Raw genomic sequence first — 21,473 nt, forward strand, 5'->3', positions numbered from 1 at the left:
TGGTGTCATCTTTATCGCCTTTGGTCCATCGTTTTGTACCGTGTTTTAAACGGTTTCATCGTCAGCTGCTCCATGATTTAAGCATGTAGGCGTTGACACTAAAAATTAAAAACCTTTGCTGACCACTGCCCAAGCACGAACCTTGGGACTGCTGGTGATCAGGGCTGGCAGGCTGCCGATTCGTTCAGCCAAGGTGAGCTGGACTGTGAGCTGCTTCGCACCTGCCCAGAGCAAGCCGATCCCCCCCCCGCTAAGCGTCGCTTGATTGATGCCGCTGACCCGAGGTATTTTGTTGATACTGACGTGTGCGCTGTCCACAAAAGCCATCACCTGCCAAAGCCCCTCAGTCCCAAATAATGCGCCATCGAGCAAGTGACGCAGCTCGACGGTCAGCAAGGTACCGTTGTCACCAGAAATGGCACCCGTGGCATAGGCACGCACCGAGTTGGGTCCACCCAATGTCATCTTCTGCGATGGATCCAAATTGGTGTTGGCGGTCTGACCTGAAAACGCAAGGTACAAGGAGTCCTTGGCCGTCAAGGGCTGCTGGTGATTGCCCCAGATGCTGTACTTGACGAAGTTGCCTTGGGTCTGGACCGTCTGTGCATCGTAGAGCTGGGCCGCCTGGTTCGAAAAACTGACATGACCTGCAGTCAAGGCGGCCTTCCAGCTGGTCAACCCTTGCGGCAAAAGATCACGAACGTCACCATTGAGGCTGATCGAGGTGTTGAGCAGCTTACGGTCTTTTTGGCTTTTGTCAGTGTCAACGAGGTCGTTAAGCCGCAAACTATCGACTTGGAGCTGTGCGTACACGTTATGACTCTGGCTGCGCACCAAAGGCTGCTTGACCCACAGGCTGGCCACATCAGCGGTGCCATGACCGATGGAATTCAGTACGTAGTGCAATCCCGAGCCTGAGCCTCCGACGCGGGTCCCACGTCCATTGAGCAGGGTTTCATAAGACAACTGGCCATAAGTCATGCCCCGACCGGAACTGAGCGCTGTGGCGCTCAGCACATCGCCGTGATGCAGTGGGTTGCTGATGTTCACGTTGGCACCAACCCGGTCTTGGCCTGTGTAGCGGCTCCCGCTGTTGTCCACGAAGGCGCTGCCTGTCACCATGGGCAGGGGTGCCACATTCAGAACCAGGTCAGAGGTGCCGACCGTCTGGCCAGGTTGTGCGATCACCTCAACGGTCATCCCAGGGATATCGGAGAGCAGCAAGAGGGCCTGGTTCAGCTTGTCCTTGGAGATCAGGTCATTGGGCTGCAGGGTCGAGAGCGTGGCGCTCAGCAGGGTGTCCCCGACCCCACTCTTGTTGTCCAGGACGACTTTGCCGTAGCGTGCTTCGATGACTTGGAAGGTGACAGCGCCCTCCTGAATGGTCTGCGCCGGGACAATGGCGCGTGCCAGCGGGTAGCCGTGGCCTTGGTAGTAATCGGTGATGCGATCTGCCAGCTCACCGACTTGCTCCAAGGTGAGTGCCTTCCCCTCAGCATCCTTGACCAGTTCGCGCAACAGATCAGCGGTAAACACCGTGTTGCCAATGAACCGGATTGACTTGACCATGAAAGGCGCGCTTGGCGGTAGCTGAGTGTTGGCCTTGCTCTGTAGCGACAGTCCGGTTTCGATGGAGGACGGCTGCGGCAAACTCGGCGGCTGCACGCTTTGCAAAATGGCCCCTGCACCGGGGATGAAAGGCGTAACAGCCAAGTCCGGCCCGGCTGCCCACGCTGCACTGCCTGTAAGCATCAGCAAGGCGGCCAACGCGTCAAGCCGAGCCATCTCAGAGCGGGATATTATTTTTTTCAAGGGCAATCTCACGGCTAAAAAATAGGAGCTAGCGATGGTGTTTGCCGAAGCAACTTGCCGCTTTGCTAAGGTGAATGTTTTCATGGCAGTTTCACGCCGCCTCCCATCACTGCCACACCAGATGACCCACCAATTGCCAACTGGTAATTGACAGGGCGAGCAGACTTTTTGCCAGCACCTGTGCCGCTGAGCTGAGCTGTCGTTGCGCCAGCATCTTCGCCAGTGTTGGCAACAACGCCTGGATTGCTTTCAGCACTGACCGCTGGGGAATCTACCGGTGATGTGATCAGCAGGATTGGGGCACCAGAAGCAATTTGCACGGGGAAAGGAACTGCAGACTGGACTGCCGTGATGTCGGCGGTCAACGCCTGCTGCACCAGCGTGTAGTTGCCAGCGTCCGCACCACTCAGGCTCACACCTGTTGTGGCAACCGTTTTAGCGGTTCCGACGTTCTTGTCAGCGAAGGTGCCCGAGGCCGTGCCGGTCAAGGACACAGCGTCAGAGCCCAGCGCCGTCACGCTGGGTGTGCCGCTCAGCGTGGCTGCTGTGCCCGCGTCGTACGCCTTGTTCGCAGCACTCAAACCCGTCACTGGCAGCGTCGCTGGCGTGATGTTGGCCGTCAACGCTTGCTGCACCAGCGTGTAGTTGCCAGCGTCCGTGCCACTCAAGCCAACACCTGTTGTGGCAACGGTTTTAGCGGTGCCGACGTTCTTGTCCGAGAAGGTGCCCGAGGCTGTGCCGGTCAATGAGACAACGTCAGAGCCCAGCGCCGTCACGCTGGGTGTGCCGCTCAGCGTGGCTGCGGTGCCCGCGTCGTACGCCTTGTTCGCAGCGCTCAGGCCCGTCACCGGCAGCGTCGCTGGCGTGATGTTGGCCGTCAACGCTTGCTGCACCAGTGTGTAGTTACCCGCGTCCGCACCACTCAGGCCCACACCTGCCGTGGCAACGGTTTTAGCGGTTCCGACGTTCTTGTCAGCGAAGGTGCCCGAGGCCGTGCCGGTCAATGAGACAACGTCAGAGCCCAGCGCGGTCACGCTGGGCGTGCCGCTCAGCGTGGCTGCTGTGCCCGCGTCGTACACCTTGTTCGCAGCGCTCAGGCCCGTCACCGGCAGCGTCGCTGGCGTGATGTTGGCGGTCAACGACTGCTGCACCAGCGTGTAGTTGCCAGCGTCCGCGCCACTCAGGCTCACACCTGTTGTGGCAACGGTTTTAGCGGTCCCGACGTTCTTGTCAGCGAAGGTGCCCGAGGCCGTGCCGGTCAATGAGACAACGTCAGAGCCCAGGGCCGTCACGCTGGGCGTGCCGCTCAGCGTGGCCGCTGTGCTCGCGTCGTAGGCCTTGTTCGCAGCGCTCAGGCCTGTCACCGGCAGCGTCGCTGGCGTGATGTTGGCCGTCAACGATTGCTGCACCAGTGTGTAGTTACCCGCGTCCGCGCCACTCAAGCCAACACCTGTTGTGGCTACCGTTTTAGCGGTTCCGACGTTCTTGTCCGAGAAGGTGCCCGAGGCTGTGCCAGTCAAGGACACAGCGTCTGAGCCCAGGGCCGTCACGCTGGGCGTGCCGCTCAGCGTGGCTGCTGTGTTCGCGTCGTACGCCTTGTTCGCAGCACTCAGGCCCGTCACCGGCAGCGTCGCTGGCGTGATGTTGGCGGTCAACGACTGCTGCACCAGCGTGTAGTTGCCCGCGTCTGCGCCGCTCAAGCCAACACCTGTTGTGGCTACCGTTTTAGCGGTTCCGACGTTCTTGTCAGCGAAGGTGCCCGATGCCGTGCCGGTCAAGGACACAGCATCTGAGCCCAGTGCCGTCACGCTGGGCGTGCCGCTCAGCGTGGCCGCGGTGCCCGCGTCGTAGGCCTTGTTCGCAGCACTCAAACCCGCCACCGGCAGCGTCGCTGGCGTGATGTTGGCGGTCAACGCTTGCTGCACCAGCGTGTAGTTGCCAGCGTCCGCACCACTCAAGCCAACACCTGTTGTGGCTACCGTTTTAGCGGTCCCGACGTTCTTGTCAGCGAAGGTGCCCGAGGCCGTACCGATCAAGGACACAGCGTCTGAGCCCAGTGCCGTCACGCTGGGCGTGCCGCTCAGCGTGGCCGCTGTGCTCGCGTCGTAGGCCTTGTTCGCAGCGCTCAGGCCTGTCACTGGCAGCGTCGCTGGCGTGATGTTGGCGGTCAACGATTGCTGCACCAGTGTGTAGTTGCCCGCGTCCGCACCACCCAGGCTCACACCTGTTGTGGCCACGGGTTTAGCGGTTCCGACATTCTTGTCCGAGAAGCTCCCCGAAGCCGTGCCGGTCAAGGACACCACGTCAGAGCCCAGGGCCGTCACGCTGGGCGTGCCGCTCAGCGTGGCCGCTGTGCCCGCGTCGTAGGCCTTGTTCGCAGCACTCAGGCCCGTCACCGGCAGCGTCGCTGGCGTGATGTTGGCGGTCAACGACTGCTGCACCAGCGTGTAGTTACCAGCGTCCGCACCGCTCAAGCCCACACCTGTTGTGGCTACCGTTTTAGCGGTTCCGACGTTCTTGTCCGAGAAGGTGCCCGTTGCCGTGCCGGTCAAGGACACAGCATCTGAGCCCAGGGCCGTCACGCTGGGCGTGCCGCTCAGCGTGGCCGCTGTGCCCGCGTCGTAGGCCTTGTTCGCAGCGCTCAGGCCCGTCACCGGCAGCGTCGCTGGCGTGATGTTGGCGGTCAACGCTTGCTGCACCAGCTTGTAGTTGCCCGCGTCTGCACCACTCAGGCTCACACCTGCCGTGGCAACGGTTTTAGCGGTGCCGACGTTCTTGTCCGAGAAGGTGCCCGAGGCTGTGCCAGTCAAGGACACCACGTCAGAGCCCAAGGCCGTCACGCTGGGCGTGCCGCTCAGCGTGGCCGCGGTGCTCGCGTCGTAGGCCTTGTTCGCAGCACTCAAACCCGTCACTGGCAACGTCGCTGGCGTGATGTTGGCGGTCAACGACTGCTGCACCAGCGTGTAGTTGCCAGCGTCCGCACCGCTCAGGCTCACCCCTGCCGTGGCTACCGTTTTAGCGGTCCCGACGTTCTTGTCTGAGAAGGTGCCCGAGGCTGTGCCGGTCAAGGACACTACGTCAGAGCCCAGGGCCGCCACGCTGGGCGTGCCGCTCAGCGTGGCTGCTGTGTTCGCGTCGTAGGCCTTGTTCGCAGCGCTCAGGCCCGTCACTGGCAGCGTCGCTGGCGTGATGATGAGATTGCCGCCGGTGATGTCATAACCTTGCTGGGTCGAATAGTAACCGTTGTAAAAACCCGCATTTTTACCCGTGGCTGCCGCACCCAAAACCAGAGGGTTGACAGTCGTGAGTCCGCTCTGGGCAAGGCCGTTGTAGCTCACGCTGACATCAGGCGCATCTGCCAGCGTCAGTGGGGTGAGGAAACTGGTGAGCAAAGGTGACGTATGACCTTCATAGATGCGCCAAATGGCGCCGCTACCGCCTGTGTTGGCAATGTTCCATCCTGCAAAGCTGGATGCTTGCATCATCTGGGAGGTGGTCAGGCCAGCCGCGCCAATCGTATCGCCAACATTGTCATTGCTGCCGATACCTACCAAATGAATATCGCTGTTCCAGTAGCTGTTGTTGATAGCGCCAAAAGAGTGATGACCGACCAAACCGCCGACAGAACCGATGCCGTTGACGATTCCCGTCGCATAGCTGTTGCCGATCGTGGCACCGTAGTTGTACCCGACCAAACCGCCAACAGAATCGTTGCCTGTGACGCTACCCGTTGCATAGCTGTTACTGATCACTAGAGAGTTGTAACCTACCAAGCCACCGACACTGTTGCCAGTGCCAGTGACGTTGCCCGTTGCATAGCTGTTGTTGATCGTGCCGGATGGGGCATAACCTACCAAGCCGCCGACACTACTGCCAGTGCCAGTGACGTTGCCCGTTGCATAGACGTTACTGATCGTGGTGGAACTGCTGTTACCGACCAAGCCGCCGACACTGCCGCCGCCGGTGACGTTGCCCGTTGCATGGCTGTTGTTGATCTCGCTGAATGGGCTGTAACCGACCAAGCCGCCGACATTGTTGCCGCCGGTGACGTTGCCTGTTGCATAGCTGTTGCTGATCGCGCCGTTTTCGGCGTAACCCACCAAGCCGCCCACATAATTGCCGCTGGAGACGCTGCCGACGACGCTGCCGGTGGCATAGCTGCTGCTGATCTCACCAGACAGGGCATAGCCCACCAAGCCGCCGACATCATTGCTGCCGGAGACGCTGCCCGTCGCATAGCTGTTGCCGATCGTGGCACCGTAGTTGTACCCGACCAAGCCACCCACATAACTGTCGCTACCACTGACGCTGCCCGTTGCATAGCTGTCATTGACCGCGCCGTAATAGTAATAACCTACCAATCCGCCGACGTTGTTGTTGCCGTTGACGCTTCCGGTCGCATAGCTGCTGCTGATCGTGCCGCCGTTGTTAATCCCTGCCAGCCCGCCGACATTATTGACGCCTGTGACGCTACCCGTTGCATAGCTGTTAGTGATCGTGGCATAGCTGTTGGTCCCGACCAAGCCACCGACATAGTAAGAGCTGCCTGTGACGCTACCCGTTGCATGGCTGTCACTGATCGCTCCAGAGTTGTAACCTGCCAAGCCGCCGACACTGTTGCCGCCGGTGACGTTGCCTGTTGCATAGCTGTCACTGAGCGCTCCAGAGTTATAACCCACCAAGCCGCCGACACTGCTGCCGCCGGTGACGTTGCCTGTTGCATAGCTGTCACTGAGCGCTCCAGAGTTATAACCCACCAAGCCGCCGACACTGCTGCCGCCGGTGACGTTGCCTGTTGCATAGCTGTTGCTGATCGTTGAGGATATGTTGTTACCGGCCAAACCGCCTACATCATTCTGGCCACTGACGCTCCCGGTCGCATAGCTGTGACTGATATACCCGGAGTTGAAGCCCACCAAGCCTCCAACCAATTGGGTGCCGCTGATGCTGCCGGTTGCATAGCTGTTGGTGATCGTGCCGTAATTGCTTCCTACCAAGCCACCGACATTTGTACCAATACCAGTGCCAGTCACGCTGCCCGTCGCATAGCTGTTGCTGATCGTGCCGCCGTAGTTGAAGCCCACCAAACTACCAACATCATTGCTGCCGGTGACGCTACCACCCACCAGACCAACGTTTTGAATCAGCTTACCACTGGTTATCCCAAACAGCCCAACACTGGGTTGATCGGGAAGGTTGATCATCAGGTTGGAAATTGTGTGCCCCAAGCCGTCGAAAGTTCCAGTGAAGCGGTTTAGCCAGTTTTTACCCACAGGAACAAAACCTGCGCTACCCCACACATCACCGCCTGCTGTGGCTGCTGCATTGATGTTTTTGCTGAGGGTGTAGCTGGCCGAGGTGTCCATGGCCATCAATTGCAATTGGTGAGCATTGTTGATGCGGGTCGAGTATTCGGACGCGAGCATGGGGGTCGTTGCGCCGAGCACACCGCCCGCATTGTTCAACGAGCCATCGGCATTGACCATGACCCAGTTGTTGCCAGTTGCCCCGGGGGTGCTGGTGAAGTTAAAGCCCCCGAAATTTGCTGAGTTCTGCATCTGCGCATTGCTCAGGCCGGTCGCGCCGATCGGATCTCCAAAGCCAATACCTATCGGATGGGTATCGCTGTTCCAGTAGCTGTTGTTGATCGTGGTGCCGTAGTTGTGCCCGACCAAACCGCCGACATGGTCGCTGCCAGTGACGACACCCGTCGCATAGCTGTTGTAGATGGCGCCGTATTGGGCGTAACCCACCAAGCCACCGGTGCTATTGATGCCGGTGACGCTGCCCGTCGCATAGCTGTTGTTGATCGTGGCACCGTAGTTGTAGCCGACCAAACCGCCGACTTTGTTGCTGCCAGTGACGACACCTGTCACATAACTGTTGTTGATCCCGCCGGAATAGGCTTGACCCACCAAGCCACCGACATCCATGCTGCCGTTGACGCTGCCTGTCGCATAGCTGTTGTGAATCGTGGCGTTCTCATTGAACCCAACCAATCCGCCGACTTGGTTGCCGCCGTTGACGCTGCCTGTCGCATAGCTGTTGTTGATCGTGGCGTAGTCGTTGAACCCTACCAATCCGCCTACTCTAGCGCTGCCGTTGACGCTGCCTGTCGCATAGCTGTCAGTTATAGTGGCAAAGTTGTGGCGCCCTACCAAACCGCCGACATAATTACCAGTGGCAGTGACGCTTCCGATTGCATAGCTGTTGTTGATCGATCCGGACTGGTTGTAGCCTACCAGGCCGCCGACAAAATCACCCGTACCACTGACGCTTCCAGTTGCAAAGCTGTTGTTGATCGCGCCGTCCTGGATGAAACCGACCAAGCCGCCGACACGCTCGCTGCCAGTCACGCTGCCCGTCGCGTGGCTGTTGACGATATTCCCGGAGTTAGTGCCCACCAGGCCGCCGACAAATCGGTCGCCAATGACGCTGCCCGTTGCATAGCTGTTCGTGATCGGGCCCCAGCTGCCCCCTAGTAAGCCACCGACATTATCACCAGTGCCAGTGACGCTGCCGGTCGCATAGCTGTTGCTGATCGCACCGATGTTGTAACCCGCCAAGCCACCGACATAATTGCTTCCGGTCACGCTGCCGCCAACCAGCCCAACGTTTTGTATCACCGCATAATTGCTTGCGCCAAACAGGCCGACATTGGATTGATTGGGCCGGTTGATCGTCAGATTGGCAATCGTGTGCCCCAGGCCGTCGAATTTGCCGGTAAACGCAGTGTCGTAATCAACACCGATCGGCGTAAAGCCAGCACTGACCGCGCCCGCGGTGTTCCAAGCCGCTGTTGCGGCAGCATCAATGTTGCCGCCGAGTGCGTAGTTGCCTGCAAGGTTGGCCGTTAGCGCCATGCCCTGCAAAGTTGCCGTCGCTGGCGCTGTCGCAGCATCAGTCTGCGCGCCCAGTTGGGTGATGACGGTGTAGTTTGTGATGACTCCGTCTGAGCCGAGCAAGGTGCTGAAATGGGGTCCGGCAGGCAGGTTCACCTGTGCGCCATTATTCAAGCTGTAGGTGCTGGTGTTGTTCAGCGCGACGGCACCCTGTCCATACTGAAGCGCCAAGCTGGCCGTACCCGATCCAAACAGACTGGCGTTGATGTTGATGTTGTTTTGCGCGTTGAGCGTCAGCTTGTTGGCGTTCCATGTCACAGGCGCATTGACGTGAATGTCACCCGGGTCGCCGCCGCTCAAGGCGTCCGTGGCAATTGTCACGTTAGACGTACCGAGGCTTGCGCCCAGGGTCAAGGCGCCAATGCCGCTGGTCGTCAGCGCGTCAGCTCCCGCAGAGATGGTGAAGTCGGTCGGGTCAATCAGCCACGTTCCCGCCAAGCCCATGGCTGCAGCGGTGGTGATTTTGGCTGCGTCAGCCACAGTCACACGCGCAGCACTGGTCTCAATGAAACCGCCGTTGCCTCCGTTCGGTGCGCTGGCGTCGAGGGTACCCGCGACGTTCACTGTCCCGTTTTGCATGCCGCCCAGCAGCGTGATGGTGCCGCCTTGCTGGTTCAGCGTGCGCGCCTCAATCACACCGGTGTTGTTGACCACGCTGGCCAAAAGAGATTTCGCCGCACCCGCCGTCATCAATACTTTGCCACCATCGGACTGAATCAAGCCCCCGTTTTCAACCAAGGTATTGAGCACACTTTGATCCACCACCATGCGCACCAAGTTGCTGCCGTTGAAGCTCAGCGTGATGGCGCTGCCCGCACCCAGAGCGACCGTGCCCAGTTGTGCAGAAATAACGCCCTGGTTGCTGACGTGATGGCCCAACAGCGCCACATAGCCACCGTTGGCGGCAGTGATCTTGCCGAGGTTGATGACTTTGCCGTTGCCGGTGCCGGCAAAGCTGGTTGTACTTCCCGTGCCGCTGGTGATGTCAAGCGTTGAGGCCACCAAGCCGCCGACGTTGACTTGCGCCTCAGCACCAAAAATCACCCCGTTCGGGTTGATCAAAAAAACCTGACCATTGGCCTTCAAGTTCCCCAAGATTTGACTGCCGTTGGTGTCGAAAATTTTGTTGACGGCAATGGCTGTGGCGCCAGGCTGAACAAAGTTCACCTTCTCATTGGTGCCGACGTTGAAACTTTTCCAGTCGATTGACAGGTTTTGCGTCGATTGGTGGATGGTGGTTGTCTGGCCTGACTGTGCAATGGTGCCAGCGCCAAAAGTCACCTGCCCCCCTGCAGGTGCAGCATGGACCATCTGCAATCCAGCTGATCCGGTCACCAGGCCCGCAACAAGTGCGGCCAGGTTCAGCCTGCGTTTGGCAGAGACGATCGAGCGTGAAGACTTGCTGTGGCCCTTGGCGTTCTCTGCCACCGCCATCCACATTTGGAGGGCTTCATTCCAGACGATCCGATGGACTTTATTCATGTTGGCAGTGCACAGTTACAGTCAGAAACTCCACGCATCAAGACTGTCTCAATGCAACTCGCAGGCAAAGATGCACAGCGTATGTCTACACCAGTAGGATTTTTGGTCTTATCGATTTTCATAAATTGCGCTTCATTGATAATTTGCACTTTATGAGTTAGGCAGTCCTTTGAAAATCGCATGAAAAAGGTATTCACTCGAATTTTTATTTTTTGATGATTTTTTCTACTCACATGGAAATGTGATTTACCAAAAATAAATAAACTTAGACAATCTTTAAAATTATTTTTTACATTTAAGCCGAGCCCTCGTGCAATCCATTGCCATCTCAAACGTCCTGTTGGTTGAAGACGATCTGGTGTTCCAGAAGAACTTTGTGCGGGTCTTTGAGCACATGGCGGGGGACTGGAAAATACAAGCATTCCAAGATGGTGCAAGTGCTTTGGAAGCCTTGGCAAAGCCGAATTTAAAATTCAACTTGGCACTCATTGACATAGGCTTGCCCGATATCTCAGGCATTGATGTGATCGCTGCGGTACGTCAGCGGTTTGCCGAGTTGCCGATTTTGGTCACCACCGCCTTCACGGCCGAAGAAACTTTTTTGTCGGCCATTCGCGCAGGGGCCAACGGTTATTTGCTCAAAGGCGGCACCGACGCGGCCTTGGGTCACTCGATTGAATTGGTGCTGCAAGGCCAATACCCTGTGAGCCCAGCTTTGGCCAGACATTTGTTCAGGTTGGCAGGGGCGCCCAACGCCATGGCCTTGTCAAACAAATTGAACCTCTCACAACGCGAGCTGGAATTGCTCCAGCTCATTGCCAAAGGGTGCAGCTATGCCAGTTGCGCCGATGTCATGAACATTTCACTTTCTACGGTTCAAACGCACATTCGCAACATGTACCGCAAGCTGGAAGTTTGCAACCAACGGCAAGCCATCACCAAGGCGCAGTCTGCAGGGCTGCTGAATATTTGATTGTGTTTTACCGCCTTGCGCTTTGGACTTTTCTGGCCCTGTGTTTGCTGAACGCTGGAGGGGTACAGGCGGCCAAGCCAGAACAGCCCCCGACCGAGCTGAAGCTGGCGTTGATGAAGGGACTGGGTCCTGAGAAAGTTGTGAACTTGCCGCACATGATGGCGGCCACAGACTTTGAACCCAAGGGCAGTCTGGTCAGTTACAAGCTGCAGATAGACCTGCCTACTTTGCCAGAAGAGCCCCTGGCCATTTATGTGCCCAAAATGTCTTTGGCCGGCAATGTCTCTGTGAACGGACAATTTTTTGGTGCCTGTGAGCCTGGGCAACTCCAAGAGGTTCGCTGTTTGCATCTCCCCTATTTGATCGATATTCCCATCTCTTTTTGGAAACTTGGCACCAACGACATTCGGTTTGAAATTTACGCCAATGCGCGTCAAAGCAATGGCTTGTCGAGCGTCTGGGTCGGTCATTTTGAAACGCTGCACAGACGTTTCTTTCTTTGGCAATACTGGCTTCAGGTAGACCTGATGACGGGGCTGAGCTGGTTGTCCGGCTTGCTGGGCGTGATGGCTTTGGCAGTGGGTGTCGTGTTGCGCAAGGATTCTGTGTATTTTTGGTTTGGCCTGACCAGCCTGGCCAACGCCGTTGCAACGAGCAGTGTCGTCATGAGCCGACCGATGATGGATCTGGATGTGTTCAGCTGGATTGTCTTTGCCAGTCGCTTCGCGTCAGGGCACTTGTTGCTCTTGATGTTCGCTTCTTTTTTCGAAAGGCTCAAGCCTCGGATTTACTGGGGTGTGCTGGCCTACACCGTGCTCTCGGTGGCCCTCATCGGCTTGTCTGACAGCAACCGCACACTGCTGACAACGCTTTATCTGCCGCTTTTGCTGGCTATCTTTTTGATGCCCGCATTGATGCTTTACTGGACCTGGAAATCGCGAGAGATCACCCATATTTTTGCAACCACCATGATGGCGCTGATCACGGTGGCCATCAGCTTAGACTGGCCGAGGTTCACGGGTAAATCTGCCTTTGTCGGTATGTATTTCATTCCTTATGCGTACAGCGGAATCTTGTTCATGTTTGGCAGCATGTTGTTCTCCTTGTTGGTTTTTGCTTTGATCAGCTCACAAAACCAGAGTGCAGAGCTGGAGATGAAGGTTAAACAACGCACGGCTGAACTCAATGCGCTGCATGACCAGTTGCTGAATACAGAAATAGACCGATCAAGAATACAAGAGCGTCAGCACATGCTGCAAGACATGCACGATGGCTTTGGCTCACAGTTGGTCATTGCCAAAATGATGGTCGAGCAAAACCAGATGTCTCAAGAAGCTCTGGGGCGCTTGCTTGAAGAGAGCATCGGAGACCTTTACTTGCTTGTGGATACATTGGGCAACAGTGACAATTACTTGCCCAATGCGCTGGTTGATTTCAGATTCAGGACACAACAACGGCTGGCTGGCACGTCCCTGAAACTCCACTGGAATCTGCAAGTGGACCATGCACCTGAAGTCTCACCCAAAGTGGTTTTGCAAATCCTGAGACTGGTCCAAGAAGCGCTAAACAATGCGCTCAAACATGCCAAAGCTACCAACATCCATCTCGACTTTACCTATGACGCAGTGGGATCTCAGTTGACGGTTTCAGTGGCAGACGACGGTGTTGGCATCAGCGAAAAAACGGTTCGTGGGCAAGGTCAAAAAAACATGATGGCACGCGCACGCACGACGGGCGGCAAGCTCAGCGTGACCAACAGCAATCTGTCTTTTTCCAACAGTCAACCGGGTACTCTGGTTCAGCTTGTTGTACCGCTGCATCCGCTTGGTTCTGTGTAAATCGATCAAGGCCATTGCGCCAGGCGCTGGGCATGAAAACACCTGCTGAGGCTTACGCATCAGCAGCCTGACCTGTGCAGTTTCCGCTGGGTCAATACAGTTGCGCTGGTGCGTAATTTACGCGAGGCGCAACTCTGAGGGTGTCACCGACAGAAGGAACGAAAAGTAGAAAAGAAAAAAGCCCGTGAGACGGATCTCACGGGCTTTGCTCTGGCGGGGCAGAACATGCTTCATCACAAACCGCCTAAGTTTCCCAAGGACAAGCCGATTAAGCACTTGGGGTTTAAGTCTGCATTCTAAATGTTGAGACATCTTCTTGTTAAAAGAGTTTTCAGAACATCTGTGTTGAAGTTATCCAGAATTTGAAGCTGATAGGTCGCTCCACTGTGCCCTTTCGACCCAAAGCGGACGTTTGCTCATCCAATAAAAGTTTATTAATTTAACCTCCAGTTTTTTGATGTGTATACCTCGAAGTTTGAGGCATATACTTCAAACTTATGTGGAGCGCTCTTTTTCTCACCCTGCCAACGCAACCGAAGGCAATTCGCCTGCGCATTTGGCGTGCGCTCAAAACTCTTGGGTGCCCTTCATTGCGTGATGGCGTTTATTTGCTGCCTGAGTCTCACGCTGAATTGTTCGATCCGCTAGTTTCTGAGGTACGCGAGAACGGTGGTCAGGCGCATGTGCTGCAACTTTCAACTCATGACGAAGCAATGCGCACCGAAGTGCTAGCCTTGTTTGACCGCACCAAATCTTATGCCGAATGGCATGTTGAAGTGGAGGCGCTGAACGCCTTACTCCCGGGACTTGACGAAACTGAAGCTAGGCGTCGCTGGCGGGGGGTCACAGAATCACTGCAAGTGTTGCGCCGTCTTGATTACTACCCTGGCGCTGCCGCCCAACAGGCACAAGCTGAACTTGATGATTTGCGCCAAACTCTTGACACTCGATTTTCAAAGGGTGAGCCGAAGGCGCAGCCAAGTCATGGCATCGCGCGCCTTGACTCTCTCAAATTCAAGGGAAAGCGCTGGGCGACACGTTCTCGCCCTTGGGTAGATCGCCTGGCTTGCGCTTGGCTAATTCGTCGCTTCATTGACCCAGAAGCATCTTTTATTTGGCTTGCCGACCCTGCGGGTGCGACACCTCCACCGCGCGGCGTTTTGGGATTTGACTTTGACGGTGCCCGATTCACACATATTGGCTCGCGCGTGAGCTTTGAGGTATTGGCGGCGAGCTTCGGATTGGATTCGGATCAGCAGCTGCAGCGAATTGCCCGTGCTGTTCATTTTCTGGACGTTGGCGGAATTCCCGTTGCAGAGGCAGCTGGACTGGAACTCGTTTTGGCAGGACTGCGGGAGGTCCACACCAACGATGATGCTCTGGCTCAAGCAGCTGCCCTGGTCTTTGATGCGCTCTATGCCGCCCCAGGAATATCTGAATGAACCTCGATCCCGTCACATCAAAAATTCCCACCGAACCCGATATGCCACCCGCGCCGGTGAGCTTTGGCGAGGCCTTTCGTTTTTGGCTCAAGCTTGGCTTTGTCAGCTTCGGTGGCCCAGCCGGGCAGATTGCCATCATGCACACTGAGCTGGTGGAGCGCAGGCGCTGGATCAGCGAGCAGCGTTTTTTGCACGCACTGAACTACTGCATGCTTCTCCCAGGCCCGGAGGCGCAGCAACTTGCCACCTATATCGGCTGGCTCATGCACCGTACATGGGGCGGTATCGTCGCTGGCGCACTGTTTGTGTTGCCCTCGCTTTTCATCCTGATCACACTGAGCTGGATTTACCTGCGCTTTGGCGACGTTCCGCTGGTAGCCGGTATCTTCTATGGACTCAAGCCCGCAGTGACTGCGCTGGTACTGCACGCCGCCCATCGCATTGGAACAAGGGCGTTGAAAAATCGTTGGATGTGGGCCATAGCCGCAGCTTCGTTCATCGCGATTTTTGCATTTGACACACCGTTTCCAGCCATCGTTCTCGCAGCTGCTTTGGTCGGTTGGTTGGGCTCGCGACGCTGGCCCGATGTTTTTACTCTCGGCGGCGGACATGGCTCAAACAAAACCAGTTATGGCCCCGCACTGATCGACGACCATACGCCTACACCTTTGCACGCAAAGTTTTCTCGGGCCAGACTTTTGAAAGTTCTCCTTGTAGGTCTCGGGCTGTGGTTGCTGGCGATGGTGACACTGATCGCGGTCAACGGCCTGGAGGGCACTTTGACGCAAATGGGCTGGTTTTTCACCAAAGCAGCACTACTGACTTTCGGCGGAGCCTATGCCGTCTTGCCCTACGTCTATCAAGGGGCAGTCGACACCCACCAGTGGCTTAGCGGTCCGCAAATGATCGATGGCCTGGCCCTGGGCGAAACAACGCCGGGCCCGCTGATCATGGTGGTTGCCTTTGTCGGCTTTCTGGGTGGCTGGTTGAAAGAGGTATCAGGCCCGGACGCCCTGTTTCTGGGTGGGGCGTTGGCCGCTACCGTGGTGACTTTTTTTACCTTCCTGCCCTCATTCATCTTCATTTTGGCCGGTGGTCCGGTGGTCGAGGCCACCCACGGTAAGCTGGGATTCACCGCACCCCTGTCAGCGATCACGGCGGCGGTGGTGGGCGTGATCTTGAATCTGGCCATGTTTTTTGCCCACCATGTCCTCTGGCCCCAAGGATTCGAGGGAAGGTTCGATCTGATGTCGGCTTTAATTGCCGCTGGTGCTGCAGTGGCGCTCTTTCGCTTCAAGGTTGGCGTCATGACGCTGCTGACAGGTAGTGCTCTGGTTGGCTTGGCGGTGTCCTGGCTGTTCCCCCTGCTGGGCTGAGGGATACAGGTCATCGATATTTTGTGATGGAGAGTTAAAGATGTTCATGATGTCGCGCCGGGTTTTGACTCGGCTGTTGGTGAGTTTTTTTGCAGTCCAGACGATGTGGGCATCGGCTGTGGAGGTTCGCTTTGAGCCCGTGGCGGACGGCGTTTACGCTTACGTGGGCGATATCGGCGGTCGAACGGTGGCCAACCAGGGCCTGAATGCTAACCTTGGGCTGGTCCTTACATCAGGCGGTGCCGTACTGATTGACAGTGGTTCGACGTTTCAAACCGCTCGTGCCATCCACGAAGCAGTGCGCCGAGTGACACAGCAGCCCGTACGCTGGGTCATCAACACGGGCGGACAGGATCATCGATGGCTGGGCAATGGCTACTTCAAGGCACAAGGGGCTGAGTTGATTGCCCACGCTGCAGCTGTGCCGGACATGCGCTCGCGCGGCGGCGATCAGTTCGCTGCACTTCGCACCTTACTGGGACCTGCTGCAGATGGAACGGAGCTGAGCTTTCCCAGCAGACTGCTGCAGGGGCCTGAAGCGCGATTGGAGCTCGGCGGTACCGTTTTCGAGTTTCGCCATCGCGGGGGTGGCCACACTCCTGGCGACTTGATGGTGTGGCTGCCCCACGTCCAAGTGGCTTTCTCGGGTGACATTGTTTATGTGGACCGTTTGCTGTCAGTTTTGCCTGTGAGCAGCACGCGGGCATGGGTAGAGGCCCTCAACGCTTTGGCTCAATGGAATCCAAAACGCATTGTTCCAGGGCATGGGCGCATCACTGACAGCAAAACAGCCAAGGCACAAAGCCACGATTATTTGCAAGCCATGCGTTCACACATGCAACGCGCTGTGGAGCAAGGTGTAGACATTAGCGAAGCGGTCAAGTCATTCAACGTCAAGCCTTTCATGAACCTGGCAAACGCAGCTGAGTTGCACCCGGGAAACGCCAGCCGCACCTACCTTGAGGTCGAGCGTGAGTAATGTGGTCGCTGTTGTGGAGCATTCGTCGAAATTGCACTTTACGAGTTAGGGATCTCGTGGGGATGGAAATTTACGAATGGTCTTTTGATCCAGACAGTGTTTTTTGAAACACATGCTGGCAGTTGATCGCCCGAACGTCGTTGCAGTTTTGTTCAGCTTGGCATTGCATGCTGCAGTCTTGGCGTTGGTCAGCGGTTATCAGTTCGGCTTCCGTAGTGCCGACAAAGAATCTTCCCCAAGTCGAATCGTCTTCATGCAGGTGTTGCCACCACCGCAAGATGACCTACCCATGGGGAGCCAGGAACTTTCGCCAGCGATCGATTCACCAAACCCAACAGCACTCGGCATTGCCCCAATCACTGAGTCGACAGACAGGTCACCGCCAGCCAAAGAGCCAGCCACCATGGAAGCGCCTTCAGCGCCAACAGCAGAAGAATGGGCTTTTGCGGGAAGTTACACAAACAAAAACAGCAAAGGCTATCGGTACAACTGGGGCCAACAGGTGCGCAGCATGATGGGTACTGTTGTCGAAGGGCCTGATCAAGGTTACGTTCGTTTCAGGATTGAAATTGCACCCGACGGGACACTGGCCAAGTTGGAAACCATTTGGACGACGTCCGCAGTGGCCGAGCAACTGGCGCGCAAGGCGGTTGAAAACATGCCGTCACTGCCGCCGACCCCAACAGGAAAGCCGCTTATTTTTGAGAAAACAATCTCGTTCACGCCGTTTGCTTCTGACGGTCCACCGAGTTACAAAGATGACTGCTTGCCGGATCCGCCTGTTTTTCGAAACCCGTTTGCGTGGGATGGCAAATCACCACAAACGGTGGCAACTCCACCAAAGGCTGAAAAGCTCGATCCACAAGCCATGGAGGATTGCCTCAGACAGTTGCCAAGAGACTCTATTGAAGCCGAAATGGCACGTGATAGACGTGAGATGGAACGATGGGGTTGGAATAAGTAAATCTGAACTTGTTAGCAATTCAAAACATCGTCAGAAGCTAATGCTTACCCGTGGGATGCACCAATCCACCCCGCTGAGAAAAAAGCACAGCCAACCGGTATGAACCTATATGAAACCACTGCATATAGGCATCAAGGAGCAAGGCCATGGCTACTAACAACACCTCATCTTCGAACCCACGGGCTGAAAAAATGGGTGACGTGCTGGACGCCCTGTCCAGTGGCATCGCCAAAACCGCAGCCTTCGAACCCAAGCTCGAGCCCAAACTGTTGGTTCCAGAGGTCCCGGCCGAACCTACACGCGAGCTACTGACCGAAAAAATGCTCGCTGATCGTGGGGAAAGTGATGTACCGGCTCAAAGACATTGAGGCCTATGAAGAAGCCTGTTCGATCCGGAAAGTGTTCTAGGAGCGCACCCAAATAGGCTCCGAACGGGATGTAAATTGTTCGAATGACTTGGAATCAGTTCGAAATAGTTTTGGCGGGCCAGAAGATACCAGATCAAAAACCGCCTAAGTTTTCCAAGGGCACGTAGATCAAGCTCTTGGGGTTCAATGCATCATTCTAAATGTTGAGACAGCGATTTGGTTCGGGCATGTAACTTGAAAATTTATCAAATCAAAGACATGGTCTCATTGCAATTTAACCCAAAGAATCCAATACAGAATTAAGGTCAGAGCCTGAAAAATGCGGCCGAGGAGATAACGCTTCAAACGGCAAACCTTGTCGATTGACCCAATGCGTAGTAAAGCCAAACCAGGTTGCACCCAAAGCATCCCAAGCATTGCTGGATACAAATAGAACTTCATCTTTGTTGACCGGAATGGCTTGTTGGACCAACCCGTAACTTTCGGGAGAGGTCTTAAACAGTCGAATCGAATCCACTGAAATGAGATGGTCTAAAACATCTTCCATCCCCGCGCTCTTGACTGCCGATGTGAGCATATCCACACTGCCATTGGAGAGGATGGCTGTCGTGAGGCCCATGTCTTTGATCTTTTGAAGCACTGCCAAATTTTCTGTAAATGGCGTGAGGTGTGCATATTGCTGCATCAGTTTTTCAACCTGGCCAGATCCACGTTCCAGTTTGAGTCGGTCTAGCGTGTACTCCAACGACAGGCGCGTTAATTCCCAAAACGGGCGGAAGTATTGGCTACCCGATACGTTGTGCGGATCTGACTGTGTGATCAACCGTGTGTATTCAATTTGCTTGTCGCGCCACTTCACTGCAATATCGGTCCCTTGTCCAGGGTAGAAATTTTCAGCCAGAACTTGGATGGAGTAAACATCAAACAATGTGCCGTAGGCATCGAAAACAACCGCTTTTATTTTCATGAAATTTTTCTTGGTATGAATCAAACAACGGATTTGGCATCTTGGCCAAACAAAATAGACTTAGCGTTCTGGTCAACGGTGGGCGCTGTATTGATGGACTTGGCAATCTCATAGGCTTGCTGTGTTGCTGGACGGTTTTTAATCCGTTCAAACCATGACGCTAGCGATGGAAACTGACTCATGTCCTGGCGCTGACGCTCATGCGGCACGACCCAAGGATAGGCGGCCATGTCGGCGATCGAGTAGTCGCCGCAAATGTACTCACGGCCATCTGACAGATGCTTATTCAAGACGCCATACAAGCGTGAAGTCTCTTTGACGTACCGATCGATGGCGTACGGCATTTGCTCTGGCGCGTACTGCACAAAGTGGTGGTTTTGGCCCGCCATAGGGCCTAAGCCGCCCATTTGCCAAAACAGCCATTGAAGGCATTCATTTCTTCCACGTAAATCTTGAGGAATAAACTTTTGTGTCTTGTCTGCCAAGTACAAAAGAATGGCACCTGACTCAAAAATCGCAATGGGTTCACCGCCACCTAGTGGCGAGTGGTCCACGATGGCCGGGATGCGATTGTTGGGGGCAATCTTCAAAAAATCAGCGGAAAATTGTTCACCCTTGCTGATGTTGATCGGTTTGATGTTGTAGTCAAGGCCTGACTCTTCCAGGAACATCGTGACCTTGTGACCGTTCGGCGTGGTCCAGTAATAAAAGTCAATCATGCGTCATACCCCAGCGGTTTTAAGACGCTCGTTAGATGGAAAAAGTTTCTTTCGTGCGTCCTCATCCATTTCGGTTTTGAAGGCAAATTTCGTCTTCAAAGCTTCCGCGCGCTGCGCCGCAGGTCGCGCGTTGATTTCATCGAGCAAGCGTTTGACATGGGGCAGTTTTTCCCAAGCATCTGCACCCAAAACAAAGGGTGCGACACGAGCCCAGCCCCAAACCGACATGTCCACGATGGTGTACTCATTGCCCATCATGTAGGGCTGATTGGCCAAATGGTCATTGATAAGTTGCCAGTGCCGCCATGCTTCAAAGTCATAGCGATTCACCGCATAGTCATTGGGCTTGGGTGCAAAGTGTTTGAAGTGAACTGCTTGACCGCAGTAAGGGCCAATACCCGTGGCCACAAACATCAGCCATGAGTACATCTCGGCTTTGTTTTTGGGCGTGTCAGCGGGAACAAACTTAGCAATCTTTTCAGCCAAATAAAGCAACATGGCGTTGCTATCAAAAACTCGAACGTCATCGTCCAGCATGGCCGGCGTCTTGGCATTGGGGTTGATGGCCTTGAAAGCATCGGAGTGCTGCTCACCTTTGCGCGTATCCACTGGAATGAGCTCGTAGGGCTCACCAGTCTCTTCCAGGTACAGCGCGATCTTCAATGGATTGGGTGACGGATGAAAATAGAACTTGATCATGCGAAATGCTCCTTGTGGGTTTGGATTGAAAGGATTAAAGGAATGCGAGCCAAATACCGAGAGGCAGAAATGCCAGGCTCAGCAAGTGGCCGACGATGACTGTGGACGCCACCTTGTTGGGCTCAACCTGAAATTTATCAGCGAGCATGAAATTGAAAACTGCGGGTGGCAAACATGCAAACAAAATCAACGCTCCGCGCTCCAAGCCTTGCAAAGGGATGAGCCAGAGGGTCAAAAATACAGCCGCAATTCTGACGACCAAAATCAGCACGCCTGACTGAACCCCCACCCAAGCATCTGCGACTTGACTGCTGGCAAGCCTTGCCCCAAGGGACATCAACATCATCGGAACCAACACGCTGCCAATCATGGTGCAGGAGGTTTGAACCCAATCGGATAGAGTCAACTGCAATTGAGAACTTGCCACACCCAGCACAGTTGCCCACACCAGTGGGTTTGCATAGACCATGCGCCAGTCAACTTTGCCGCTCATCACGCCAGCACCCAGCGTGAAATGCAGAATGTTGGAGATCACCAACAAAACCACCGCTGTTGCCATCCCCGCTGGTCCATAGGCCAATGCAATCAAAGGGATACCAATCGGGCCCACGTTGGTGAACATGGCACAAGGTAAAAATGCCTGCAGAGTTGCGCCTGAAAATTTTGCCAACGGCCAAGCGATCAATCCGCTCAGAAAAATCAATACGACGGATGCCCCAGTGAATGACAGGGCGGAAATCGGGTCAAACGATTTTGCAGACAGCGAAATAAAGATCAAGACGGGCAGTGCGACGTCCACGACCAGTTTGTTGGCACCGCCCAGATCCGGTTTGACCCGGCGACTGTACAGAAAGCCAACCAGCACCAGAGTAAAAATGGGTAGCGTGATGGATGCAATTTTTGAGAACATGAATCCTGACTCGGTTAGATGCACACGCAAGACTTTGCATTA

The 21,473-nt window shown here is 55.5% G+C and carries 14 protein-coding genes; 7 read left to right on the top strand and 7 right to left on the bottom strand.

Annotated features, from left to right (window positions below; all coding sequences use genetic code 11):
- Positions 1-105 precede the first annotated feature (105 nt).
- Genes B9Z43_RS04435 through B9Z43_RS17250 form a run of 3 tightly spaced genes read right to left on the bottom strand, consistent with a single transcriptional unit; the run spans position 106 to position 10,618 of the window.
- Complete coding sequence (locus B9Z43_RS04435) at positions 106-1,896, bottom strand: ShlB/FhaC/HecB family hemolysin secretion/activation protein (RefSeq protein WP_108322879.1); 1,791 nt, start codon at positions 1,894-1,896, stop codon at positions 106-108.
- Positions 1,893-10,196, bottom strand: a complete 8,304-nt coding sequence (locus tag B9Z43_RS04440; RefSeq protein ID WP_108322880.1) for a YDG domain-containing protein — start codon at positions 10,194-10,196, stop codon at positions 1,893-1,895. The genes B9Z43_RS04435 and B9Z43_RS04440 overlap by 4 nt, the downstream gene beginning before the upstream one ends.
- A complete protein-coding gene (locus B9Z43_RS17250) occupies positions 10,193-10,618 on the bottom strand; it encodes a hypothetical protein (RefSeq protein WP_199222251.1) in 426 nt (141 codons plus the stop codon). Before B9Z43_RS17250 ends, B9Z43_RS04440 begins: the two co-directional genes overlap by 4 nt.
- Between B9Z43_RS17250 and B9Z43_RS04445 the strand changes: the two genes are divergently transcribed.
- The 7 genes from B9Z43_RS04445 (at position 10,591) to B9Z43_RS04480 (ending at position 18,136) form a co-directional block, all read left to right on the top strand.
- The gene (locus B9Z43_RS04445) at positions 10,591-11,169 is read left to right on the top strand and encodes a response regulator transcription factor (protein ID WP_233250020.1); all 579 of its coding nucleotides are present in this window, start codon (positions 10,591-10,593) and stop codon (positions 11,167-11,169) included. The genes B9Z43_RS17250 and B9Z43_RS04445 overlap by 28 nt on opposite strands.
- 2 nt (positions 11,170-11,171) lie before the next feature.
- Positions 11,172-13,007, top strand: coding sequence for a sensor histidine kinase (locus B9Z43_RS04450; RefSeq protein WP_108322882.1), 1,836 nt, complete (start codon positions 11,172-11,174; stop codon positions 13,005-13,007).
- A 497-nt stretch (positions 13,008-13,504) separates the two neighbouring features.
- On the top strand, positions 13,505-14,449 hold the full coding sequence (locus B9Z43_RS04460; RefSeq protein WP_019428481.1) for a chromate resistance protein ChrB domain-containing protein: 945 nt from the start codon (positions 13,505-13,507) through the stop codon (positions 14,447-14,449).
- Positions 14,446-15,825: a chromate efflux transporter gene (gene chrA, locus B9Z43_RS04465; RefSeq protein ID WP_019428482.1), complete on the top strand. Its 1,380-nt coding sequence runs from the start codon at positions 14,446-14,448 to the stop codon at positions 15,823-15,825. Before B9Z43_RS04460 ends, chrA begins: the two co-directional genes overlap by 4 nt.
- Positions 15,826-15,865: 40 nt before the next feature.
- Positions 15,866-16,804 (top strand): MBL fold metallo-hydrolase, encoded by a 939-nt coding sequence (locus tag B9Z43_RS04470; RefSeq protein ID WP_019428483.1) that lies wholly within the window; start codon positions 15,866-15,868, stop codon positions 16,802-16,804.
- A 112-nt stretch (positions 16,805-16,916) separates the two neighbouring features.
- Positions 16,917-17,768, top strand: a complete 852-nt coding sequence (locus B9Z43_RS04475; protein ID WP_019428484.1) for a hypothetical protein — start codon at positions 16,917-16,919, stop codon at positions 17,766-17,768.
- Positions 17,769-17,914: 146 nt separating this feature from the next.
- Positions 17,915-18,136: a hypothetical protein gene (locus tag B9Z43_RS04480; protein ID WP_233250012.1), complete on the top strand. Its 222-nt coding sequence runs from the start codon at positions 17,915-17,917 to the stop codon at positions 18,134-18,136.
- Positions 18,137-18,410: 274 nt separating this feature from the next.
- Here the strand turns inward: B9Z43_RS04480 and B9Z43_RS04485 are convergent, their stop codons facing one another.
- The 4 genes from B9Z43_RS04485 to B9Z43_RS04500 are packed head-to-tail and all read right to left on the bottom strand — an operon-like array spanning position 18,411 to position 21,431.
- Positions 18,411-19,103 carry a haloacid dehalogenase type II gene (locus tag B9Z43_RS04485; protein ID WP_108322884.1) on the bottom strand — a complete coding sequence of 231 codons (693 nt, stop codon included), beginning with the start codon at positions 19,101-19,103 and terminating at the stop codon, positions 18,411-18,413.
- Positions 19,104-19,123: 20 nt separating this feature from the next.
- Positions 19,124-19,822 carry a glutathione S-transferase N-terminal domain-containing protein gene (locus B9Z43_RS04490; RefSeq protein WP_108322885.1) on the bottom strand — a complete coding sequence of 233 codons (699 nt, stop codon included), beginning with the start codon at positions 19,820-19,822 and terminating at the stop codon, positions 19,124-19,126.
- 3 nt (positions 19,823-19,825) lie between these two features.
- Positions 19,826-20,521: a glutathione S-transferase family protein gene (locus B9Z43_RS04495; RefSeq protein ID WP_108322886.1), complete on the bottom strand. Its 696-nt coding sequence runs from the start codon at positions 20,519-20,521 to the stop codon at positions 19,826-19,828.
- Positions 20,522-20,555: 34 nt separating this feature from the next.
- Complete coding sequence (locus tag B9Z43_RS04500) at positions 20,556-21,431, bottom strand: AEC family transporter (protein ID WP_108322887.1); 876 nt, start codon at positions 21,429-21,431, stop codon at positions 20,556-20,558.
- Positions 21,432-21,473: the final 42 nt, after the last annotated feature.

Origin of the sequence: Limnohabitans sp. MMS-10A-192 (assembly GCF_003063335.1) — a bacterium.
Taxonomy (GTDB): domain Bacteria; phylum Pseudomonadota; class Gammaproteobacteria; order Burkholderiales; family Burkholderiaceae_C; genus Limnohabitans_A.

Bases quoted from the DNA above. Each gene is read 5' to 3' on its own strand.
- B9Z43_RS04470 (WP_019428483.1), top strand. From the start codon at position 15,866: ATGTTCATGATGTCGCGCCGGGTTTTGACTCGGCTGTTGGTGAGTTTT.
- B9Z43_RS04435 (WP_108322879.1), bottom strand. From the start codon at position 1,896: ATGAAAACATTCACCTTAGCAAAGCGGCAAGTTGCTTCGGCAAACACC.
- B9Z43_RS04440 (WP_108322880.1), bottom strand. From the start codon at position 10,196: ATGAATAAAGTCCATCGGATCGTCTGGAATGAAGCCCTCCAAATGTGG.
- B9Z43_RS04500 (WP_108322887.1), bottom strand. From the start codon at position 21,431: ATGTTCTCAAAAATTGCATCCATCACGCTACCCATTTTTACTCTGGTG.
- B9Z43_RS04475 (WP_019428484.1), top strand. From the start codon at position 16,917: ATGCTGGCAGTTGATCGCCCGAACGTCGTTGCAGTTTTGTTCAGCTTG.
- B9Z43_RS04485 (WP_108322884.1), bottom strand. From the start codon at position 19,103: ATGAAAATAAAAGCGGTTGTTTTCGATGCCTACGGCACATTGTTTGAT.
- B9Z43_RS04460 (WP_019428481.1), top strand. From the start codon at position 13,505: ATGTGGAGCGCTCTTTTTCTCACCCTGCCAACGCAACCGAAGGCAATT.
- chrA (WP_019428482.1), top strand. From the start codon at position 14,446: ATGAACCTCGATCCCGTCACATCAAAAATTCCCACCGAACCCGATATG.
- B9Z43_RS04495 (WP_108322886.1), bottom strand. From the start codon at position 20,521: ATGATCAAGTTCTATTTTCATCCGTCACCCAATCCATTGAAGATCGCG.
- B9Z43_RS04480 (WP_233250012.1), top strand. From the start codon at position 17,915: ATGGCTACTAACAACACCTCATCTTCGAACCCACGGGCTGAAAAAATG.
- B9Z43_RS04490 (WP_108322885.1), bottom strand. From the start codon at position 19,822: ATGATTGACTTTTATTACTGGACCACGCCGAACGGTCACAAGGTCACG.
- B9Z43_RS17250 (WP_199222251.1), bottom strand. From the start codon at position 10,618: ATGCTTGTATTTTCCAGTCCCCCGCCATGTGCTCAAAGACCCGCACAA.
- B9Z43_RS04445 (WP_233250020.1), top strand. From the start codon at position 10,591: ATGGCGGGGGACTGGAAAATACAAGCATTCCAAGATGGTGCAAGTGCT.